The organism is Peribacillus sp. NPDC097197 (assembly GCF_050278025.1).
GTDB lineage: Bacteria > Bacillota > Bacilli > Bacillales > DSM-1321 > Peribacillus.
In genome coordinates, this window is sequence record NZ_JBNNST010000026.1 from 1 (window position 1) to 20378 (window position 20378).

Consider the following 20378-nt stretch of genomic DNA (forward strand, 5'->3'; position numbering starts at 1 on the left):
CTTCATTTTACTAAAAAGGGCGATTTTTTTGTGCATAAATTTCATAAAAAAAGGGTTGCCCTAAAAGTCATTTTCCTGACTTTTGGGACAGCCCCAAGAGTGATTATTTTAGAGAACCGGGAAAGAACTTGTTCAAATAGCTACCGGCAAATCCAGCAATATAGGAAAGAATAAAGCTACCGATAAAGACCTGGACAACACTGACGCCGAGGGAGAAGGTAATGACATTTTCTCCATCCCCCATATCAAATAGACCATTCAGCGAAATTGCCGAGAAAGATGTTATTGCGCTAACGAATAGACTATATACAAGGCTTAGTACAGCCAGTGATACGAATGAAGACTGTTTGGACTTAGCCATAGAATAACCGGCAAATATCAGCAATAAGATAGGAAGGATCATCGCTAGCTTCAAGTAAAGGTCGATGTTCGTAAAACTGAAAAATAAATCTAGATATGAAAGATCTCCTCCTTCCATAACGTCACCATCCGTGCTAAAGCCGGAGAATACGGAGAAACTAATTTCTCCACTTTCTCCGTCCCCTTCTCCTTTTAGGGTGAGTGGGGTGAAATGGAGCATACTATAAACGATGGAAGATAATTGTACACCTAGATAGCAGGCTGCCAAGGTGGTCTTTTCTAAAATTTGTTGACTAACACCAGGTACATCAAGGACCGAGAGCATTTCTTTTGCATCATTCATTTTACTGATAAGGATGGCGACCATTACAATGGTAAGTGTAACGAAACCACGGATAAATGCAGAAAACCCTTGGTGGACGGCATTCCCATAAGGAATCAATGATTCAAGTTGCTTGGTTATTTGGCGGTAGTTAATACTAAATAACATCCCCAGCATGCTAAAGACGATTCCAAATAATAAACCTTTAAAGAAGGTTTGGAAGAATGGATAAGCAGTTGTTATGGCTAGATTCAAGCTTTCTCCGCTTTCAGAGTGCTTGATTTTATAATCAAAACCACTGAATAGAGATAAGAACGTCAACAAAAGGCTGTAAATCAATGCTATTCCAACGGCTCCTGAAAGGAAAGATTGTATAGAGATATCAGTATGTTTCTTTCTGTATACAATGCCACTTAAGAATAAGCATAATAAGGGAATGATAATGAATAAAACATATGTGAAGGAAAGGCTCAATTCGCCGGCCCCTTTATAATCTTCATATGAGTTATTGCTTTCCATATCTAACGTATAACTTGGTGAAAGTGTATGAGACATCATGACCGTATCTGAGAATCCGAATATAGCTCCAGGTTCTTTGAATTTGAAGCCAGACTCATCCGCCATGTTTTCGGCAGCTTCCTCTGGGGTGAACCCAAACGATTCTTCAAATATGTCCTCATAAAAATTAGTATTTGTCGTATACACTAAAAGATTTAAAAGAAGCATGAGAATAAAAGCTGCAATGGCAGGTATAAGGGCTTTTCGTAATGTATCTTTAGATAATAGAGAAGTAAACGAGAAGGTCCTTGAATTTAATATTCGTGGTGTTACTTTCTCGTTCATGGAAATCTTTGTTGTGCCGAATTTAAGTAGGGAGTTTCCGCAAGAATTGCAGTAATTATCAATCTTGTTAGTTCCTTCTCCACATTCGGGACAAAAGTTCGTTTCATTATTTACTAATTGTAACTGTTGCAGAGATGATGAATTTCCTAGTGCAGTCCCATCATGTGAGCAATAGTTGCTATAGTCCGGATTAGATTCTCCGCATGTTGTACAGAACATAGCTATCCTCGTCTCCTTTCATTTCATTCATGATGTCTTTAAACCGCAACAGTTGCAGAAGACAGCATGTAATGGGATTTGTTCTTCACATGAAGGACAGGAAGATGTTTCTATTTGAGTATCCAATTTTGGTAACTCCACTTTGGCTCCGCAGCCTCCACAAAATTTATCTTCACTGGTGACCGGAGACCCACATGAATTACAGGCATGCTCTGTTTGACTTTGAGAGTTCAATTCAGTAATAGACTGTTGTGCCTTGTATATGACGTGGTCAAATTCCATTAAAGATGTCATTTTTTTTGTCAGTTCTTCAGTGGGATGGATCTCGTTGCTACGTAATTTTTTATATAATTCCTCCCCTAACTGTAAAAGTATTTCGTTCCGTTTCATACCGGTTTCTTGTATGCTCCTTTTGTACTGGTTAATCGTTTGGGCGTTTTGAAGCTTTTGTTTGTTCGTTTGTAAGCTATCCTGAATCTTATTGAGTCCACTTCCTAGCTTATCTTGCAATTCATTCAAATTTACCACTCCTTCATATTTTCCTAAGCTATCAAATAATTCAAAAGTTATATGTATAATTAGATAGTGATAGGTCTAAATTCATAAGATTTGTTGCGTTGTCATGTTACATAATATAGTATTATTGAGATAATATGAATCGATTTTTATAATTTAGCATATATTTTAAGTGAAAAAAGGGGAGAAAACATTGCATTGTAATAATTGTGGGGAAAAAATAAGTGGGAATAAGGCCTTTTGTACTAAGTGCGGAACGACTATAGAAAATCAGAATCCTATTGCTGAAACACGGATAAAAAGTCCTAGAACGGGTTCTTTTTTTAAGTCGAAAAGTTCTAAGGTTCTCTCCATTTCTGTAATCCTATTGCTAATGGTTGGATTTGCTGGTTATATAACAGTACAGAGTATGTATAAACCGGCTAAAGTAGTTAAACAATTTGAAGATGCCATTAAAAGTAACAATACTAAGGACGTAGCGAAGATTTTGAATGGTGGACAGGATGTGATGAAGGTAGAAGAAGCGGATGCGAAGATGCTTATTCAATATTTCGATGAAAATCCTGATCTTCTAGCCGAAACCAAGTCAAATCTGAAAAAAACGGCTCAATACTTGGAAAATGATAATGTAATAGGTTCTAAAGGTGAAGGTTTTTTAACCTTGCAAAAGGTTAAGAAAAAATGGGGAATCATTAAGCAATATGGTGTTAGCTTTCAGCCAGTTTACATAAAGGTCTCAACAAATCAGCCACATGCCTCCGTTTCCATTAATGAGAAAGGCGTGGGGGAACTGAAAGAGGGAGAAGAGCGGACATTCGGGCCATTCTTACCGGTTGAGCATGAGGTTAAAGGCTCCTATAAAGGGGAATATACAACGGTAACTGATAAGGTTAAAATTGATTCATTAGAGGAAGACAGCCATAAGATTCCCGTTGGTTTGGATTTGACGGGAGATGATGTGTATCTAACCTCTAATTATGATGAAGCGACCGTTTTCGTAAATGGAACGAGCACGGGCAAAACCGTCGAGGATCTAGAATCATTCGGTCCGGTGTCTTTAGATGGGAAGATGAAGATTCATGCGGAAGTAAAAGTGCAAGGAAAGACCTTGAAAAGCGAAGAGGTCTCGGTTAAAAATGCTTCAATAGATTTATGGGTGGATGATACGGAAATCGCGGAAGCTGAAGAACGAGCTTACCAAGCAGCTGCTGCAAAAGAAACAGAAGAGGAAGATATAATAGCGGTAGTCAATGAACATTATGAAGAGATTACAAACGGAGATTATGAATCAGCTTATGATTTATTCAGTACCGGCAGAAAAGGGAAAAATAAATTCAGCAGCTGGGAAGAAGGAATGAAGGATAACATGAGTGATGAAGTGACGTATGTAGAAGTTGAATCAATGAATGATAACAAGGCCACTGTCTCATTTGAAATGGTCTCTGAAGATTGGAAAGATGGAGAGACACTTGTCCAAACATGGAAGGGCAAATGGCATCTGGTGAAGGAATCTTCTGATTGGAAACTTTCAGACCCTGAAATTAAATTAGTGGATAAGATAGTCCAATGAAGAAAAGGTATATATACATTGGACTCCTCTTCATTGCGCTTCTTTCATTTTTAACGGTCGTACTCATCCAGTTGAATATGGATACGAATCTTCCAAGTGAAAAGACAGAGAATCGTGGTACCAAGGAAGCCAATAAAAAAGAGGAAACAACCGTACAAGAGAATAAGATAAATAAAGAGGATACAAGTGATAAGGAAATTAATGCATTGACCAATACCGATGAAAAAGTGGAGAAAATGCTAGAAAAGATGACGCTCGAAGAAAAAGTCGGGCAGCTCATGATGATCGGCTTTTCTGGTACGGAAAAGAGCACCGAGGTTCAGGAGTTCATCGAAGAAAAGCATATAGGCGGCATCATTTACTTTGACCGTAATATGAGTTCTCCTAAACAAGTGGCCGAGTTATCCAACTCCCTGCAGGAATCTGCAGAAGGTAGCCGATTCTCGCTTCCACTCATGGTTGCCATCGATCAAGAAGGAGGGGCCATTACCCGGATGAGGGAACAGGTTTCCCCTATCCCTTCGCAACAGAAGTTAGGGGAAAAGGCCACTGCGGATGAAGTATATCAGGTGGCTAAATTGAATGGTAGAGAGCTGGAGTCGATGGGAATCAACCTTAACTTTGCCCCTGTTTTGGATTTATCGAAGAAAGATAGCCGTTCATTTGGAACGGACCCAAAAAAAGTCCATCAATATGGGGAAAAAGTGATTGAAGGGTTGAATGAAGCATCCGTTACAGGAGCCCTGAAGCACTTCCCGGGGAATGGCCGTAGCGAGATTGATCCACATGTCGAGACCTCTTCCGTGGAAGCAAACCAGCTTGACCTGGAAAACTCGGATATCTATCCGTTTAAAGAAATCATCAAGGAAGTGGATAATGACAAGTTTTTCATGATGGTGACGCATATAAAATATCCGGCTTATGATAAAGAAAAACCTGCCAGCCTATCCAAGGTCATTATCGAAGACCTGCTACGAGAGAAGCTTGGCTACAAAGGAATCGTCATCACGGATGATATGGAAATGGGAGCCGTGAAAAATTACTTTTCCTTTAAGGACATGGGCAAAGAAGCGATTCTTGCAGGCGTGGACATCGTCTTGGTCTGTCACGAACATCCCCACCAATTAGAGGTGTATAACGGGATAATCGATGCCGTTAAAAATGGGGAAATCCCGATGGAACGAATCGATGAATCAACAAAGCGCGTCCTGACTTACAAACTGAACAACATTCAACAAACGACCGTTGACCCAGAACAAGCTGCAAAAGTAGTGAAAAGTCCTGAAAGCGTGGATTATATCAATGGTCTGGGCCTTGAATGAATTGGCAAGAAGTAGAACCCGAACGGTGTCGTTCGGGTTCTTTTTCGTCTTTTGAAGGAACTGGCTTGGTAAATATGTATATTTAATGGATGTGGAGATTGAAATTGCTGAAATGTGTCCGATATATGACTAGAAACGGGAATTTTTGATGAGGGAGAAAAAAATTGCACATACATGGAAGCTATAACATAGGGCTTGTCATTTTGTCCTTCATAATTGTGACCTTGGCTTCGTATTCGGCTTTGGATCTTGTGGGAAGAATCATCCATTCAAAACAGAAAGCCAAGAAATATTGGCTGGTAGGTGGAGCGATTACGATGGGTCTAGGTATATGGTCGATGCATTTTATCGGGATGCTGGCTTTACAGGTCCATGAAACAATTACGTATGATTATCTTAAGGTCCTGATATCGGTTGGGATCGCCATTTTTGCTTCAGGGATGTCCTTGTTCTTTGTCAGTCGTGAAACGATAAATCGGAAACAGTTATTCATTGGAGGTGCCTCATTGAGTACGGCCATCCTTACGATGCATTACACGGGAATGGCTTCGATGCGTATGGCGGCGTCCATTCAGTACGATCCGCTATTGGTGATCTGTTCCGTACTAATTGCTTGTTCCGCTTCGGTCGCGGCTTTAAAGATCAACTTTCACTATAAACATCAAAAGGCTACCAGGCTGGTTGAAAAAATCATCAGTGCAAATATCATCGGGATAGCGGTTGCAGGCACGCACTATACGGGAATGGCGGCTGCTACGTATCATAGCAATCACACGGTTTCACCAACCAGTTCAGCTCTTCCTGTTGGAACGCTCTTTCTGGCACTCGGAATCGGAAGTGCCATGCTTTTCATTCAGATAGTTGTCCTCTTTTTCATTCGCCTTGATAAGAAACTCACCCTACAGAACAAGGAGTTGCTACTAACCCAGCAAAAGTACGATTCCCTTGTTACTTATAATCCGGATATCATTTTCAGGATGAATAAGGAAGGGAAGTTGGAAACAATCAACCCGGCGGTTTTCAGGATTTTAGGTTATACACCAGAGGAAATTCAAAGATTGTCTATTGAAAGTCTTGTATCTGAAGAGGAATGGCAGGAAAGCAAAAACTACTATATGGATACGTTAAAAGGGACCCTTCGCTCTTATGAAATTATGGCCATCCATAAAAATAAGAGCAAGGTCACTTTTAATGTCTTGACCGTTCCGGTATATGTCGATAATGAAATCGAAGGTGTATACGGAATTGCCAAGGACATCACCGAGCAGAAAGCGGCCTTGGCCAAAGTCAATTATATGGCCTATCATGATGAACTTACAGGGTTGCCAAACCGAAGATCCTTTAAGGAAAAAGCAAATATCTTCATTGAGCAAAATGTGGAAGGCATGTCTGCTTTGCTCCTGATGGATATTGATCGATTCAAGACCATTAACGATACCTTGGGACATGGGCAAGGTGATTGGTTTATAAAAGAAATTGCCAAACGGTTTGACGATTGCCTGGAACCAGGAGAACTCCTAGCTAGAATCGGGGTGGATGAATTTGCGGTATTCCTGCCGCAGATATCTGGGCTTGAACAAGTGGAAATCACCGCCCAAAAGTTACTGGAATCTTTGGTAGAACCAATCAAGCTCAATAACCATGACATCTACACAACCACATGTATTGGGATATCGGCTTACCCGCAGGATGGGGGGGACATCGAAGAACTTTTGAAAAGAGCGGATCTGGCGATGTTCTTAGGAAAAGGAACTGGAGACTCATCGTATAAGTTCTTTAAAGAGTCCATGGAAAGTAGATTGGATAAAATCCTGATTGAAGAAGAAATGAGGACGGGGATTCATAAAGATAATGAATTTCTATTATACTTTCAACCAAAGATCGATACACAGACTGAGAAAATATCAGGTGTAGAAGCTTTGGTCCGTTGGAACCATCCAAGGCTGGGATTCGTCTCACCAGCTGAGTTCATTCCATTGGCTGAGGAAACGGGGCTGATCATCCAACTCGGTGAAAAGATACTCGACTTGGCATGTGCCCAACTCCATGCCTGGCATAAAGAAGGATTCGATTCCATTCATATCGCCGTCAACATATCGACGCGGCAATTCATGCAGGAGAATTTCATCGAAAAGTTGAGATGCATGTTGGACAAATGGAATATAGATGGCAGGAATCTGGAGTTGGAAATAACCGAAAGTACGGCGATGAACAATGTGAACAGGGCCATCTTTACCTTTGAAAGGTTAAGGGAACTTGGCGTGAAGATCGCCATAGACGACTTCGGCACCGGATATAGTTCCTTTGCTTACTTAAAGGATTACCCCATCAATACATTGAAAATCGACCAATCGTTTATCAGGAACTTGGCAACCGGTGGACCGGATGAAGCAATTGTGGCGTCCATCATTGGGCTGGCCAAAAACATGCAGCTGAATATCGTGGCAGAAGGCGTTGAATACCAAACGCAATTCGACTTTTTAAAAGAAATGGAATGTAACCAGGTACAGGGTTACATGTTCAGTAAACCGTTGCCAGCACACGAATTAGAAGACAAGTTTCTACGCAATCTATATGCGTTTCCGGTCGCCTGAAGGATGGAAGTCTGGGTCTCCTTGTTTAAAGAAGTGGTTATAGGGAAATACTATACTATACTAAAATATAAGGAGGAAACTCAGATGCCATCAAACAAAATGATTGGAACCGTCGTATTGGGAGCAGCTGCTTACTTAATGCGCAATAAAGAAACGCGTGAGAAAACAATAAGCCAGATCAAATCAATCGCTAATCCTGAAATGATTGATAAGGTAAAGAGCCAACTCCAATCCTTCACTAAATCAAAATCAAGTAATTCAACAATCAATTAAGGTAGCATGAAAAAAGCTCCATCAAGGGATAGCATATCCTGGATGGAGCTTTTTTGGTTTCCCGAATTACGTAAAAAGCACCTGCCTTTAAAAAACTGGAGAAAGTTTTTTAAACGGCAGGCGCTTTTATGTCATCAATTACTCAGCTTCTTCACCATTGTCTTCTTTATTGAACCATAATGGATCTTCGTTATCGACCTCACCATTATAATTGATGGTAATCTCTTCTCCCGCCTTAATATCGGTATAAGCGAAGAAATCGAATGTATGATGATCAAAGTTTATGTCATATGTGGCATTCGGCGTATAGGAGTGGTTAAATAGCATGCCATATCCTAAAAGCAGGCAAGTATGGTTGATGCCATACTCAAACGCATAATCCGCTAGCAATGTTTTCTCGATATGAACATGCTCTTCATTTGGATAAGCGATAACCGGTGCTTCATGCAACAGCTCACCTTTTTTAATATCACGTTTTGCGAAAACGCCTCTATTGAACTCTCCATCACTGAGTGTGGAATTTTTAACTTCGATCATATTCGTCACCTACTTGTTCTTTTCTTTTATAGTCCAGATTGTATAAGCTTGACAGCAATTAGGAAGAAAAGCAACTAATTTAGGGAAATTAATCGTTATCCTCTTGAAGAATCCCCAATAAGTGCAAAATATCGTGGCACAAAAACGCAAAGAAATATGGCGTAAGTGCAAAGGAATTTGTCTATATCTCGGTTTTATTGGGTGAAGATGTAGGATTTTGCTGACAAGTGAAAAGTGGCATGAAAATTGCTGAAAGAAAAAGAATAATTAATCCATTCAGAACTTTCAAGTAGTATAATTTCTAAAGTGGGAATTTTCAGAACTGCGTGCAAAAGCAAAAGGGGATGTACATATGATAGTAAAACGCGAAGAGGAAGTCTTTGAGTATCCAGTCGAAACACCGAAAAAAGAACAGGGGTTAAACAGAGGGTTGAAATCTCGTCACTTAACGATGATTTCCATTGGAGGAGCCATCGGAACAGGATTGTTTCTTAGCAGTGGGGCTGCCATACATACAGCGGGACCAGGCGGTGCTCTACTTGCTTACGCATTGGTCGGGGCCATGGTGTACTTTGTCATGACAAGCTTAGGGGAACTAGCTGCCTTTATGCCAACCAGTGGGTCATTTAGTACATATGGAACGAAATTTGTCGATCCTGCCTTTGGATTTGCCTTGGGTTGGACATATTGGTTCAACTGGTCCATGACTATAGCGGCTGAGTTAGCCGCATCGACCATCATCATGAAATTCTGGTTTCCGGATAGTCCATCACTATTGTGGAGTTTCTCATTTTTAGTGCTTATTTTTCTATTGAACTATCTCTCTGTCAAAGGCTATGGTGAAGGGGAATATTGGTTTTCTTTCATTAAAGTGACGGCCATCATCATTTTTATCATTGTCGGCTTACTCATGATTGTAGGCATTATGGGAGGGGAAGCGGTAGGCTTTAAAAATTTCACAGTGGACGATGCTCCTTTTCCAGGTGGGTTCATGGGGGTATTCATCGTTTTCATAGCAGCAGGTTTTTCTTTTCAGGGGACGGAAATCGTTGGTGTTGCAGCTGGGGAAAGTGAAAATCCAGCTAAAAATATACCGAAGGCCATTAAAAGCGTCTTCTGGAGGATTCTCCTTTTTTACATATTGGCGATTTTCGTGATAGGGCTGCTTATCCCTTATACGAATTCAAGTTTACAAGGCGAGAATGTTATGGTCAGCCCATTTACGCTCATATTTGAGAAAGCGGGAGTAGCCTTTGCGGCTTCCCTGATGAACGCCGTGATTTTAACTGCGGTATTATCTGCGGGGAATTCAAGCTTATATGCCTCTACCCGTATGTTATATTCGATGGCTAAAGCCGGGCAAGCACCCCGGATTTTTGCCAAACTGAACAAACGAGGTGTCCCAGTGGCGGGTATGATCTTAACATGTTCCATCGGAATGCTTGCCTTTTTGGCTTCCATATTCGGTGATGGCACCGTATATCTATGGCTAATGAACGCGATCGGGATAACGGGATTTATCTTCTGGCTGGGCATTTCCATAAGCCATTATCGCTTCCGTAAGGCATATGTGTTACAAGGGCATTCATTGGATAAGCTGCCGTACAAGGCTTTATGGTTTCCAATCGGGACGATATTTGCCATTACGATTGGAATGGTCGTCATCTTGGCTCAAAATATCCAAGCGTTCTTTTCGGACCATATCGATTGGGGAAGTGTGGTGGCGGCATACTTAGGAATCCCTCTTTTTCTCGCCCTCTGGTTTGGGTATAAACTGATTAGGAAAACGAGATTCGTTAAGCTCGAAGAAGTAGAAATTAATTTTGATGAAAAGTATGACTGAAAACTTCCGGACCATGTTCACAGACATGGTTCCGGTTATTTTATTATTTTAAATTGAACATGTACCAATGTTAGTCGCATTGAATTGGATGTGAATGTTGTTTTGCAGGAAACGAAAGGGTGGAAGAAGAATGAGTATAAAAGATAGAAATCCCAACTGAGGAAGAATGCATCCATTTGGTAGAAAAGGAAGGTGCATGAACGATGACACTGTTGACCAATCTGAAAGTGCTAGACTTTTCGACACTTTTGCCAGGGCCATTCGCTACGCTCATGCTTGCAGACTTAGGAGCGGAAGTGTTGAAGGTAGAACGGCCGGCCAAGGTTGATACATGGGGAGTCGATCAATATTTGAACCGTTCAAAAAAATCGGTTGCCCTTGATTTGAAACGGCAGGAGTCGATTGATGCCGTAAAGAATCTAGTGAAGGAATATGATATTGTCCTTGAACAGTTCCGGCCGGGTGTCATGGATCGGTTGGGGCTGGGATACGAAGAATTAAAACAAATCAATCCAAAGTTGATTTACTGTTCGCTTACTGGCTTTGGTCAGACTGGTCCCTACAAGAATCGTCCAGGTCATGATATCAACTATATTTCGATAGCGGGATTGTCCGGTTACTCAGGTACGCAAAAAGGAGGACCTGCAAAAAATGGAACACAAATAGCCGACCTTGCAGGAGGCTCCATGCACGCTGTCATCGGGATTTTGTCGGCAGTCATCTACCGGGAGCGGACGGGTGAAGGTCAGTTCATCGATATTAGCATGACCGATTGCAGCTTTGCTTTGAATGCGATATCTGCCCCCCTACATTTACAGGGTGGATTGGAGCTTGAACCGGAAAAGTTGGTATTGAATGGCGGAACATTTTATGATTTTTATGAAACGAAAGACGGCCGTTACTTCTCGGTTGGAAGCTTGGAGCCATCATTCCGTGAAGTGTTATGTGAAGCAATCGGACAGCCTGAACTGTTCGAGTTAAGCATGAAGCAAGATGCGGAAAGTAGCATCCAATTCAAAAGGATCATCAAGCATGCATTTCTTGAAAAGACATTTGAAGAATGGCAGGGCATATTCGAAGATTTCGAGGCTTGTGTCGAACCGGTGCTGACTTTTTCTGAAGCGACCAATCACCCGCAACTGCAAGCGCGTGGCATGATAGTCGAAGTGCCCGATGGAGAAGGAAACATGCAGAGGCAGATGGCTTGTCCCATCAAAACATCGGTCTTCACTCCAGAGTATAAACATGTTGGGATGAAGCCGGGACAAAGTAATGATGAGGTCTTTGGCACTCTTGAATTGGAGCGATAGCAACGGATGGACCGGCAGATGATCTGTCGGTTTTTTTGTGGGTTAAAGGGGGAGTCCCTTAAGACATGTGAATATTTACTAGTTATAACGTATCCACACCGGGTAAGAGAGTATCATCCTTCGAATAAGGACTTGTCTGTATACACCAAGCTCAAATAAGGAGGATGATTGGCATGTTCGGTTTGTCTGATATCACTAAATTTCTCTTTTCCTTTTTTCTGATTTTACCGGTTGTCACGCTCATTCATTTAGGTGGGCATCTATTCTTTGTCACACTATTTGGCGGTACAGAGAAAAAAATCAAGATCGGATGTGGAGATAAGATTTTCTCCTTTTGCAATATAGAAGTGAGAAAATACTACTTTTGGAATGGGCATTGTGAGTTCAAGGGATTAAAATATGATAATAAGTTCACGAATAGTTTGATTTACTTAGGGGGAGCCCTCTTTAACCTAATTAGCATGTTGTTGATATATAGTTTGGTTTATCAGGGAATCTTGGAGAAGTCGGTCCTCTGGTACCAATTCATATATTTCTCTTTCTATATTATGTTCTTTTCCTTATTTCCGATGTATTTTTCCGATGGGTCGCCAAGTGATGGAAAGGCCGCAGAATTGACATTGAAGAACCAGCTCGATGATAAGGTGACAGATGATGTAGTGGGGAAGAAAGAGGATGAGGACGATCGATGTTGTTGAATAAAGGGACGAGCATAGGCTCGTCCCTTTTTGTTCTTATCCCCATACTTCTTTGGCGACATCCACAACGAATTTTAACTTTTCCCATTGCTGCTCTTCCGTTAGCTTGTTGCCAAGATGTGTGGAAGCGAATCCGCATTGAGGGCTTAAGCACAAGTGTTCATGTGGCACGAATTGTGCCGCTTCTTTAATACGTGATTTAACGGTTTCTTTATCTTCAAGTTCGCCATTCTTCGAAGTAACCACGCCAAGAACGACTTGTGCGCCGTCATTTGGAATGTGTTCTAATGGTTTAAAATCCCCTGAACGGTGATCATCGTATTCCAAGAAAAATCCATCTACATTTTCCTTGGCCAATAGAGTTGGGGCGATACGGGCATAGCTGCCTTCAAAAGCCCAAGTCGATTGGTAATTTCCACGACAAAGGTGAGTCGTGACAACCAAATCCTCTGGTTTTCCCTCCAACGTCCCATTAATCACGCGCAATGCTAAATCGATTAATTGTTCCCTTGTATATTTCCCCTCTTTGAACTGGAAGTCCGGAGCGGAAAGCCTGGCTATGTATACATCATCTAATTGTAAATAACGTACACCGGCATCGTAAAAGGCTTGTAAAGCATCTTGATAGGCTTTGATAATATCTTTTGCATAGTCTTCGATGTCAGGATAGATTTCTTCATTATGGACCCCTACCGCAAATAATTGATTGGGACTAGGGATGGTTTGTTTCGCCACAGCCCGTCCGTCCACGATTTCATTAAACTCAATAAAGTCTTTAATAAAGGGGTGATCTGGGTTGAAAGAAATTTTTCCTGTATTCCGAACGTTATAACGTTCTGTTTCAATTCCATCAAATGTGAGGCCTTTTTCCGTGACATACCCTTCGATTCCATTTAAATGTTCCAAGAAGTCAAAGTGCCACCAGGTGCGTCTGAATTCCCCATCAGTCACTGCCTCTAAACCGATTTCTATTTGCTTATCGACGATACGCTTGATTTCCTTCGTTTCAACCTCGCGTAATTGTTCTGCGGTAATGATTCCTTCTTTCCGTTGCTTTCTTGCCAGATGTATACTTTCTGGTCTTAATAGACTTCCTACGTGGTCGGCTTTGAATGGAGCTTTCGTTAAAGTGATAGACATGGTAGATTCCTACTTTCCTTATTAAAATATAAAAACCTCTTCTTTCAAAAAAGAAGAGGTATAATCAGCAATGCTTATATTCTCTTCTTATCTTCAAGTTGAACACTTCTGGAATTAGCACAGTACAGTAAAGTCTGTTGCTGAGGTATCAAAGGGCCAGTCCCTCCACCTCTCTGGATAAGAATATGAACTATTCAATTAATTACGACTATACAGGTAGTATTAGTAAAGGTCAATAGAAAACAGATAATTTAGAATATAATCGTTATTAGAAAGTAAGTTTCTCTTAGTTAAAATACTTTTATACACTTTCGCGGTGAAGTGTTAAAAAAATCCTTTGACTATTGTCAGAATATTTCTTATAATTGTATACATTATAGCGAGATAGGGGATTATTCAGATGAGAGATTTTTTTAATAAATTATTAACGGGGATGAGCATAGGGATTGTCGTTTCATTAATTCCGAATGCTTTGTTAGGGGAAATACTTAAACTATTGATTCCACATTTTCCCGTGTTACAGCATATATTCGATATCACCGTTTTCGTGATGAGCTTGTTACCTGTCATGATTGGGGTGATGGTCGGGATTTCGTTCAAGCTATCATCCATTCAAACGGCCAGTATCGGGATCGCGGCCATGGTCGGAAGTGGCGCCATCCAGAAAACGGCTGATGGTTTGTTTGCCCTTAATGGGATTGGCGTTGTAATCAATACTGGAATTACCGCGGCATTGACCGTATTGTTCCTGCAACTAATTGGCGATAGATTAAAGGCGTATGCGATTCTTTTGATGCCGACTTTAAGTATCTTGGTACCAGGAATGATTGGATACTTAATTCTGCCATACGTAAAATCCGCTACGGGACTATTAGGAGTCGGCATCGCTAACGTGACGTCATTGCAGCCCATTTTGATGGGAGCCATTATTTCCGTTATATTCTGTCTCATTATCTTATCTCCCATTTCAACGGTTGGGGTGGCGACGGTCATTATGCTCTCAGGTATAGGATCTGGTGCGGCCAACCTAGGAATCGTGGCAGCTGGTGTGGGCCTAGCCATTGCAAGCTACAAAGCGAATTCATTAGGGACGGCTTTAGCCCATGTGTTGGGTTCCCCTAAGATTCAAATGAGGAATTTCTTCATGAAACCGAAAATTGCGTTTCCCATGTTAATCACGTCCGCTATTCTTGGTGCGTTGGCAGGTTTGTTAAACATACAAGGGACCCCGTATAGTGCTGGATTTGGTTTATCGGGATTGGTCGGTCCCTTGAACTACATGAAACTGGCGGAAGGCGGATGGATTTTCAGTAACATATCCATCATGGTCATCATTTTCTTCATTCTTCCGATTGTGTTGAACCTTGTACTAATCTACGTTTTCTCAAAGAAATTAAAATGGATTAAAGCAGACGACTATACCTTGCATTTTGAATAAAAGGAAACCAAATAAAAGAAGCAGTCAGGCGTTTAGCTCTGGCTGCTTCTTTTGATGAGGAGGCTAATTCAAGGGTACTTCAACTTTTAAATCTAGAATCTGCGGTATCTGATGATGGCCAGGATTCATTTCATCCACTTTACTCAGGATAAATACACGTCTAAACGATTCCACTTACCTTCTTTATAGAGGCAAGCTGGACATCGCACCGGTTGAAGAAGAAAATAGAAAGAGCCATAAACCGAAGCGTATCTCGACGGTTCATGGCATCGGTCTCATCCCGTTAGGAGTTGGTCGAAGGGATGAAGGTTTCTGCGATATGAGATGTGATTGGACCGTACTTCTCCTGTTCGCTAGCGGGATAGGTAATGATAAAGGTAGTGCCCACTTGATCATTAAAGTAGTACCTCTTATAGATAATTTTCCTATTTTCTTCGTAGGAAATGACATACCAATCGTCTGTAAGTCGCTGATAGGCGATTTCTTCTGTGATACTTTTCAAATCATCTTCATAATACATTTCAATCGTTTCTTCATCGTTGATTATATTCGTATGGCTAGCAAAGGCGGTAATTTCAAATTCCTCATTATAGAACCTGGCTCCATCACCATTGGTTGGTGGGGTGTCCATATTTAAGCCTTTGGGATAGTACATGGAGAACCCATAACGGCCATTTTGATATAGTTGGTACGCAGTTTTTTGACCGTCGGCTTTTTCTACGGTTTTCTTATCTTCAGTTTTCTTTACTTTCTTTTCTTCTGGTTGCGTTTCTTCCTGGTCTTTCAGGGCAAGATCGACTTGTTCCGTAAGTTTAGTCAACTCAGATTGATAGCTTGATAGTAAGTTATCCGACTCGAAGCTTTTTTCTAAAAGTTGTAATTTCTTTTGTGCTAAGCTGTAACTTTCTTTTTCGATAAGTTCCTTCACAATCTTCATCGTGTCTTCAAACGAAGAAGTTGTTTCCTGATCAGCAAGGATTTCCTCTTTTAGTTTTTTAGCTTCGGTCTGCAACGTGTTCAACGTGCTTTTATTCGTAATGACGGCATTTAGAGATTCAAGGGAAGTATCAAATTCTTTTTCTTCATATGCAGTGACTGCCGTATCCATATGATTTGCCTGATCTAGATAAGCGGAGGCATCCTCATCCCTTTTTTTCTCCTTTAAGGCCAATTCGAATTGGATGGCTGCCTGATGGTAATCCCGTTTTCCTAGATATTCAATCCCCTTGTCCAAAGCATCCTGGTACCCATCATTTGAACATGAAGCAAGGACGAATAAGCAGAGGAGGATAACGGTTAGTGAAAGGCCTTTTTTTATCATGTAATCTCCTATTCTATCGTACGGTATTTTAGTGCGAATTAATTTTACCAGAATTTGAACGCTGTGGGTGGTTTTGCAAGACGAATACAAAATTTAAATTATTTTGTTTGAGCGGTCATTCATCTGTCATCCCGAGTGGCGTTTTATTATTTAAAGGTGGTCAGATAATCAAAAAGGTTTGCGGAACCTGTTAGAACCGTGCAGATACTGATAAAATATGGTAAGTGTGAGGGGAGGGACGGTCATTGGTCGTTCCGCAATTACCCAATCTTGAATAAGATGATTCAACGGAGTTTTTGCATAGGGCAAGGGAGGGAAATCATGTTTGATAAATTCAAGGATATAATCAATAAGGCTACAACGGAGGGGGTTTCCATCCCCATTACGGCAAAGATGATGGCAAGTTTAATAGAAAAGAAGTCAGGTGAAGAAGACATTGATGTGCATATTTCACCAGAGTATATCGTGCTGCGCGGGACTACAGAGGTGAAGAAAATGATGTTGAAGAAAAAGGTTGCCTTCACCGTCACCTTGAAACCGGTGCAAATCGAAAAAAGAACGATTCTGTTTCAGCTTGTTGGGATGAAACCGGTTAATGTTAATTTCATCAACCATAAACTGTTTAATAGACCACCCTTCTTTGAATATCATAATCGGATGATCAAAATTGATTTTAACGCTTGGGATATGGTGAAAAAGGTACCGGTCGGGCAGATTAAGTCATTTGAGCTGGTTGAGGGTGCCATGAATATCAAATTGGCTCTTTGACTATCAAAAAACAACAAAAGGCCTAAATAATGGCTCTTTATTTAGGTTTTTTGTATGCTTAGGGTACACGCATTCTTTTCTAGTGGAATTTGGATAAATGCGAGCGTCCTTATGGAATGATGGTGGGACCTATTGTTTTTACGGCAGGTTCTGATTATGATGGGATTGTTAGCATAGGAGGAGGATATGATGGATCAGAAGATACTGCCTGCTTCGGCAAGCATGAAGGATTTCGAGAGGTTCTTGGAGAGTTCCTATGAGATAGGGGTTTTTCTGGATTTACATATATCACAGCTGAAAAATGTGAGCTTGATGGCCAAGCAACGTAATAAGAAAATGATTTTCCATGTAGATTTGATTCAAGGAATCAAAAGTGATGAGTATGCCACGGAATTCATTTGCCAGGAGGTCCAACCTTATGGCTTGATTTCGACAAAGTCCAGTGTGATTTTAAAAGCGAAGCAAAAGGGCGTTGTCGCGATTCAACGGATTTTTTTAATAGATTCCCATGCGTTGGAGAAAAGTTATAAGTTGGTAAAGAAGACAAAGCCTGATTATATCGAAGTGTTGCCAGGTGCCATGCCCTGGATGATTAAAGAGGTGAAGGAACATTTGCAAACGCCGATTTTGGCCGGAGGGTTGATCCGTAATTCAGATGAGGTCCTGAACGCACTTGAGGCGGGAGCATCGTCGATCACCACTTCCAAAACGGAGTTATGGAATATGTTTAAATAAAAAATATAAAACAATTTTCTATTTTTTGATAAATAGTTTGACAGCGTTTTCATTAACTAGTATATTAATCTAAAATACAAGTTAATAGATGTGACGGAGATAAGGAGATTCACAACGGAAAATTCCCATTTACTTGTGGGTTAGTTCTGCTGTGGGCCTCCTTTTATTGATTTATGGTCATTATTCTAGAGGGGAAGAGGTTTTAATATGACACCATTTTGGGGAGAAGTAGTAGGTACGATGATTTTGGTTCTTTTTGGTGCAGGCATCGGGGCGGGATCTTCATTGAAAGGATCTTATGCCAAAGATGCTGGATGGATTGTCGTGACGATTGCGTGGGGGTTAGCTGTGACAATGGGTGTTTTTGCAGTCGGTTCCATTAGTGGTGCCCATTTAAATCCGGCTGTCACCATAGGTTTTGCACTTATCGGGGAGTTTCCTTGGGGAGACGTTCCAGGATATATCATAGGTCAGTTAATTGGTGGGATTCTAGGTGCAACATTAGTATTCTTGCATTATTTACCGCACTGGAAGGGTACGAACGATCCGGGTGCCAAGCTTGGTGTATTCGCGACTTCACCAGCGATCCCACATACTTTTTCCAATCTATTAAGCGAAATGATTGGTACATTCATCCTTGTTCTTGGTTTACTATTTATAGGGGCCAATGAATTTACGGAAGGGTTAAATCCATTTGCAGTCGGTTTATTGATCGTTGTGATCGGGATGTCCCTAGGTGGGACAACAGGATACGCCATTAACCCTGCCCGTGACTTGGGTCCACGTATTGCACATTTTCTCCTTCCTATTCCAGGTAAAGGAGATTCGAATTGGGGCTATTCATGGATTCCAGTCGTAGGTCCGATAGTAGGTGGGGGACTCGGAGCCATCTTTTATAAAGCATTCTTTTTAGGTGAAATCACGATAGTAAGTTGGTCTGTTTTTGCAGGAAGCCTAGTATTATTGATAGTGGCTTACGTATTTGGGAAAAAGCAGTCGCATGAAATAGAGAGTAAGAATATAGCTAGTTAATTTAAAGAGGTTGGGGGAAAATACTATGAAAAAATACATCTTATCTTTGGATCAAGGAACAACAAGCACACGGGCAATATTGTTCAATGAAAAGGGCGAGTTGGTCCATGTAGCCCAAAGGGAGTTTACACAGCATTTCCCGAAACCGGGCTGGGTTGAGCATGATGCCAATGAGATTTGGGGGTCGGTTTTAGCCGTCATTGCGAGCGTCATATCGGAATCCGGCATAAAGCCTGAACAAATTGCCGGGATCGGAATAACGAACCAGCGTGAAACGACAGTCGTATGGGATAAGGAAACGTCAGTCCCTATCTATAATGCCATCGTATGGCAATCCAGACAGACGAGTGCCATCTGCGAAGAGTTGAAGGAAAAAGGTCATAATGACATGTTCCGGAAGAAAACGGGATTATTGATTGATGCTTATTTTTCCGGTACAAAGGTGAAATGGATCCTTGATAATGTGGAAGGTGCACGTCAAAAGGCCGATGAAGGCAAACTACTATTTGGAACGATCGATACGTGGTTGATCTGGAAGCTCTCAGGAGGGAAAGCCCATGTGACGGACTATTCCAATGCTTCAAGAACGTTGATGTATAACATCCATGAATTGAAGTGGGATGAAGAGATTCTGGAAATCCTGGATGTTCCGAAATCCATGTTACCGGAAGTCAGACCTTCTTCAGAAGTGTATGCGAACACGATTGAATATCACTTCTTCGGGCAATCGATTCCAATTGCCGGTGCAGCAGGTGACCAACAAGCCGCTTTATTCGGCCAAGCTTGCTTTAATCAGGGAATGGCGAAAAATACGTATGGAACAGGATGTTTCATGCTTATGAATACGGGTGAAAAAGCAGTCGATTCCGAACATGGCCTATTGACGACGCTTGCCTGGGGATTGAATGGCAAGGTTGAATATGCACTGGAAGGCAGCATATTCGTAGCCGGTTCTGCAATCCAATGGTTACGTGATGGCATGCGGATGCTGAATAATGCCCAGGATAGTGAGGCGTACGCAAAACGAGTGGACAGCACGGATGGCGTCTATGTGGTGCCAGCATTTGTAGGACTGGGAACCCCATACTGGGACAGCGATGTACGTGGCTCTGTATTTGGACTAACACGTGGGACAACGAAAGAGCACTTTATACGCGCTACCCTTGAATCCCTTGCCTACCAAGCGAAGGATGTCCTGGATGCGATGGAAGCAGACTCAGGTATTGCGCTGAAGACATTGCGAGTGGATGGCGGGGCAGTGAAGAACGACTTCTTAATGCAATTCCAAAGTGATTTATTAGGGGTACCCGTGGAAAGGCCGACACTGAATGAAACGACAGCGCTGGGTGCCGCATACTTGGCTGGACTAGCGGTTGGCTATTGGAAGGATCAAGAAGAAATCGCCCAGCAGTGGGTAATAGACAAGACTTTCACGCCTTCCATGGAAGAGAAGGAAAGTGAAAAATTATACGAAGGCTGGAAAAAGGCCGTGCACGCGGCAATGGCTTTTAAATAAAATAAGCAAAGTCTTTTAAAT

General features: G+C 41.5%; 17 protein-coding genes and 1 riboswitch. Of the genes, 12 read left to right on the forward strand and 5 right to left on the reverse strand.

Features of this window, described 5'->3' with window-relative positions:
- Positions 1-103 precede the first annotated feature (103 nt).
- Positions 104-1744, reverse strand: coding sequence for a zinc ribbon domain-containing protein (locus ACQKL6_RS20030; protein ID WP_427651801.1), 1641 nt, complete (start codon positions 1742-1744; stop codon positions 104-106).
- 27 nt (positions 1745-1771) lie between these two features.
- A complete protein-coding gene (locus ACQKL6_RS20035; RefSeq protein WP_402954176.1) occupies positions 1772-2263 on the reverse strand; it encodes a zinc ribbon domain-containing protein in 492 nt (163 codons plus the stop codon).
- Positions 2264-2633: 370 nt separating this feature from the next.
- On the opposite strand from ACQKL6_RS20035, the gene ACQKL6_RS20040 reads away from it, so the two are divergent.
- The 4 genes from ACQKL6_RS20040 to ACQKL6_RS20055 all read left to right on the forward strand — a co-directional run bounded on the left by ACQKL6_RS20040 (position 2634) and on the right by ACQKL6_RS20055 (position 8019).
- Positions 2634-3830 (forward strand): TcaA 3rd/4th domain-containing protein, encoded by a 1197-nt coding sequence (locus ACQKL6_RS20040; RefSeq protein ID WP_427651802.1) that lies wholly within the window; start codon positions 2634-2636, stop codon positions 3828-3830.
- The gene (nagZ, locus tag ACQKL6_RS20045; protein WP_427651803.1) at positions 3827-5152 is read left to right on the forward strand and encodes a beta-N-acetylhexosaminidase; all 1326 of its coding nucleotides are present in this window, start codon (positions 3827-3829) and stop codon (positions 5150-5152) included. The genes ACQKL6_RS20040 and nagZ overlap by 4 nt, the downstream gene beginning before the upstream one ends.
- Positions 5153-5370: 218 nt before the next feature.
- On the forward strand, positions 5371-7746 hold the full coding sequence (locus ACQKL6_RS20050; protein ID WP_427651804.1) for a bifunctional diguanylate cyclase/phosphodiesterase: 2376 nt from the start codon (positions 5371-5373) through the stop codon (positions 7744-7746).
- An 84-nt stretch (positions 7747-7830) separates the two neighbouring features.
- On the forward strand, positions 7831-8019 hold the full coding sequence (locus ACQKL6_RS20055) for a hypothetical protein (RefSeq protein WP_402871278.1): 189 nt from the start codon (positions 7831-7833) through the stop codon (positions 8017-8019).
- Between the two features lie 138 nt (positions 8020-8157).
- On the opposite strand, the gene ACQKL6_RS20060 is transcribed toward ACQKL6_RS20055, so the two are convergent.
- Positions 8158-8556, reverse strand: a complete 399-nt coding sequence (locus ACQKL6_RS20060; RefSeq protein WP_402871281.1) for an SET domain-containing protein — start codon at positions 8554-8556, stop codon at positions 8158-8160.
- Positions 8557-8908: 352 nt separating this feature from the next.
- On the opposite strand from ACQKL6_RS20060, the gene ACQKL6_RS20065 reads away from it, so the two are divergent.
- From ACQKL6_RS20065 to ACQKL6_RS20075, 3 genes are all read left to right on the forward strand, one after another.
- Positions 8909-10399, forward strand: a complete 1491-nt coding sequence (locus ACQKL6_RS20065) for an amino acid permease (protein WP_427651805.1) — start codon at positions 8909-8911, stop codon at positions 10397-10399.
- A 203-nt stretch (positions 10400-10602) separates the two neighbouring features.
- Positions 10603-11709, forward strand: coding sequence for a CaiB/BaiF CoA transferase family protein (locus ACQKL6_RS20070; RefSeq protein ID WP_427651806.1), 1107 nt, complete (start codon positions 10603-10605; stop codon positions 11707-11709).
- Positions 11710-11882: 173 nt separating this feature from the next.
- On the forward strand, positions 11883-12407 hold the full coding sequence (locus tag ACQKL6_RS20075; RefSeq protein WP_402876034.1) for a hypothetical protein: 525 nt from the start codon (positions 11883-11885) through the stop codon (positions 12405-12407).
- 36 nt (positions 12408-12443) lie between these two features.
- Here ACQKL6_RS20075 and ACQKL6_RS20080 read toward each other — a convergent pair whose 3' ends face one another.
- Entirely contained in the window at positions 12444-13547 is a 1104-nt protein-coding gene (locus tag ACQKL6_RS20080) for a 5-methyltetrahydropteroyltriglutamate--homocysteine S-methyltransferase (RefSeq protein ID WP_407406789.1), read from the reverse strand.
- 84 nt (positions 13548-13631) lie between these two features.
- A riboswitch (SAM riboswitch) is annotated at positions 13632-13731 on the reverse strand.
- A gap of 216 nt (positions 13732-13947) precedes the next feature.
- On the opposite strand from ACQKL6_RS20080, the gene ACQKL6_RS20085 reads away from it, so the two are divergent.
- On the forward strand, positions 13948-14985 hold the full coding sequence (locus ACQKL6_RS20085) for a PTS transporter subunit IIC (protein ID WP_402876037.1): 1038 nt from the start codon (positions 13948-13950) through the stop codon (positions 14983-14985).
- 283 nt (positions 14986-15268) lie between these two features.
- Here the strand turns inward: ACQKL6_RS20085 and ACQKL6_RS20090 are convergent, their stop codons facing one another.
- Complete coding sequence (locus ACQKL6_RS20090) at positions 15269-16306, reverse strand: hypothetical protein (RefSeq protein WP_427651807.1); 1038 nt, start codon at positions 16304-16306, stop codon at positions 15269-15271.
- Positions 16307-16627: 321 nt separating this feature from the next.
- Here ACQKL6_RS20090 and ACQKL6_RS20095 point away from each other — a divergent pair, with 321 nt between their 5' ends.
- From ACQKL6_RS20095 to glpK, 4 genes are all read left to right on the forward strand, one after another.
- Positions 16628-17074 carry a hypothetical protein gene (locus tag ACQKL6_RS20095; protein ID WP_427651808.1) on the forward strand — a complete coding sequence of 149 codons (447 nt, stop codon included), beginning with the start codon at positions 16628-16630 and terminating at the stop codon, positions 17072-17074.
- Positions 17075-17263: 189 nt separating this feature from the next.
- The gene (locus tag ACQKL6_RS20100) at positions 17264-17809 is read left to right on the forward strand and encodes a glycerol-3-phosphate responsive antiterminator (protein WP_402876044.1); all 546 of its coding nucleotides are present in this window, start codon (positions 17264-17266) and stop codon (positions 17807-17809) included.
- A gap of 207 nt (positions 17810-18016) precedes the next feature.
- Complete coding sequence (locus ACQKL6_RS20105) at positions 18017-18841, forward strand: MIP/aquaporin family protein (RefSeq protein WP_402876046.1); 825 nt, start codon at positions 18017-18019, stop codon at positions 18839-18841.
- 25 nt (positions 18842-18866) lie between these two features.
- Complete coding sequence (gene glpK / locus ACQKL6_RS20110; protein WP_402876048.1) at positions 18867-20357, forward strand: glycerol kinase GlpK; 1491 nt, start codon at positions 18867-18869, stop codon at positions 20355-20357.
- The last annotated feature ends 21 nt before the right edge of the window (positions 20358-20378 follow it).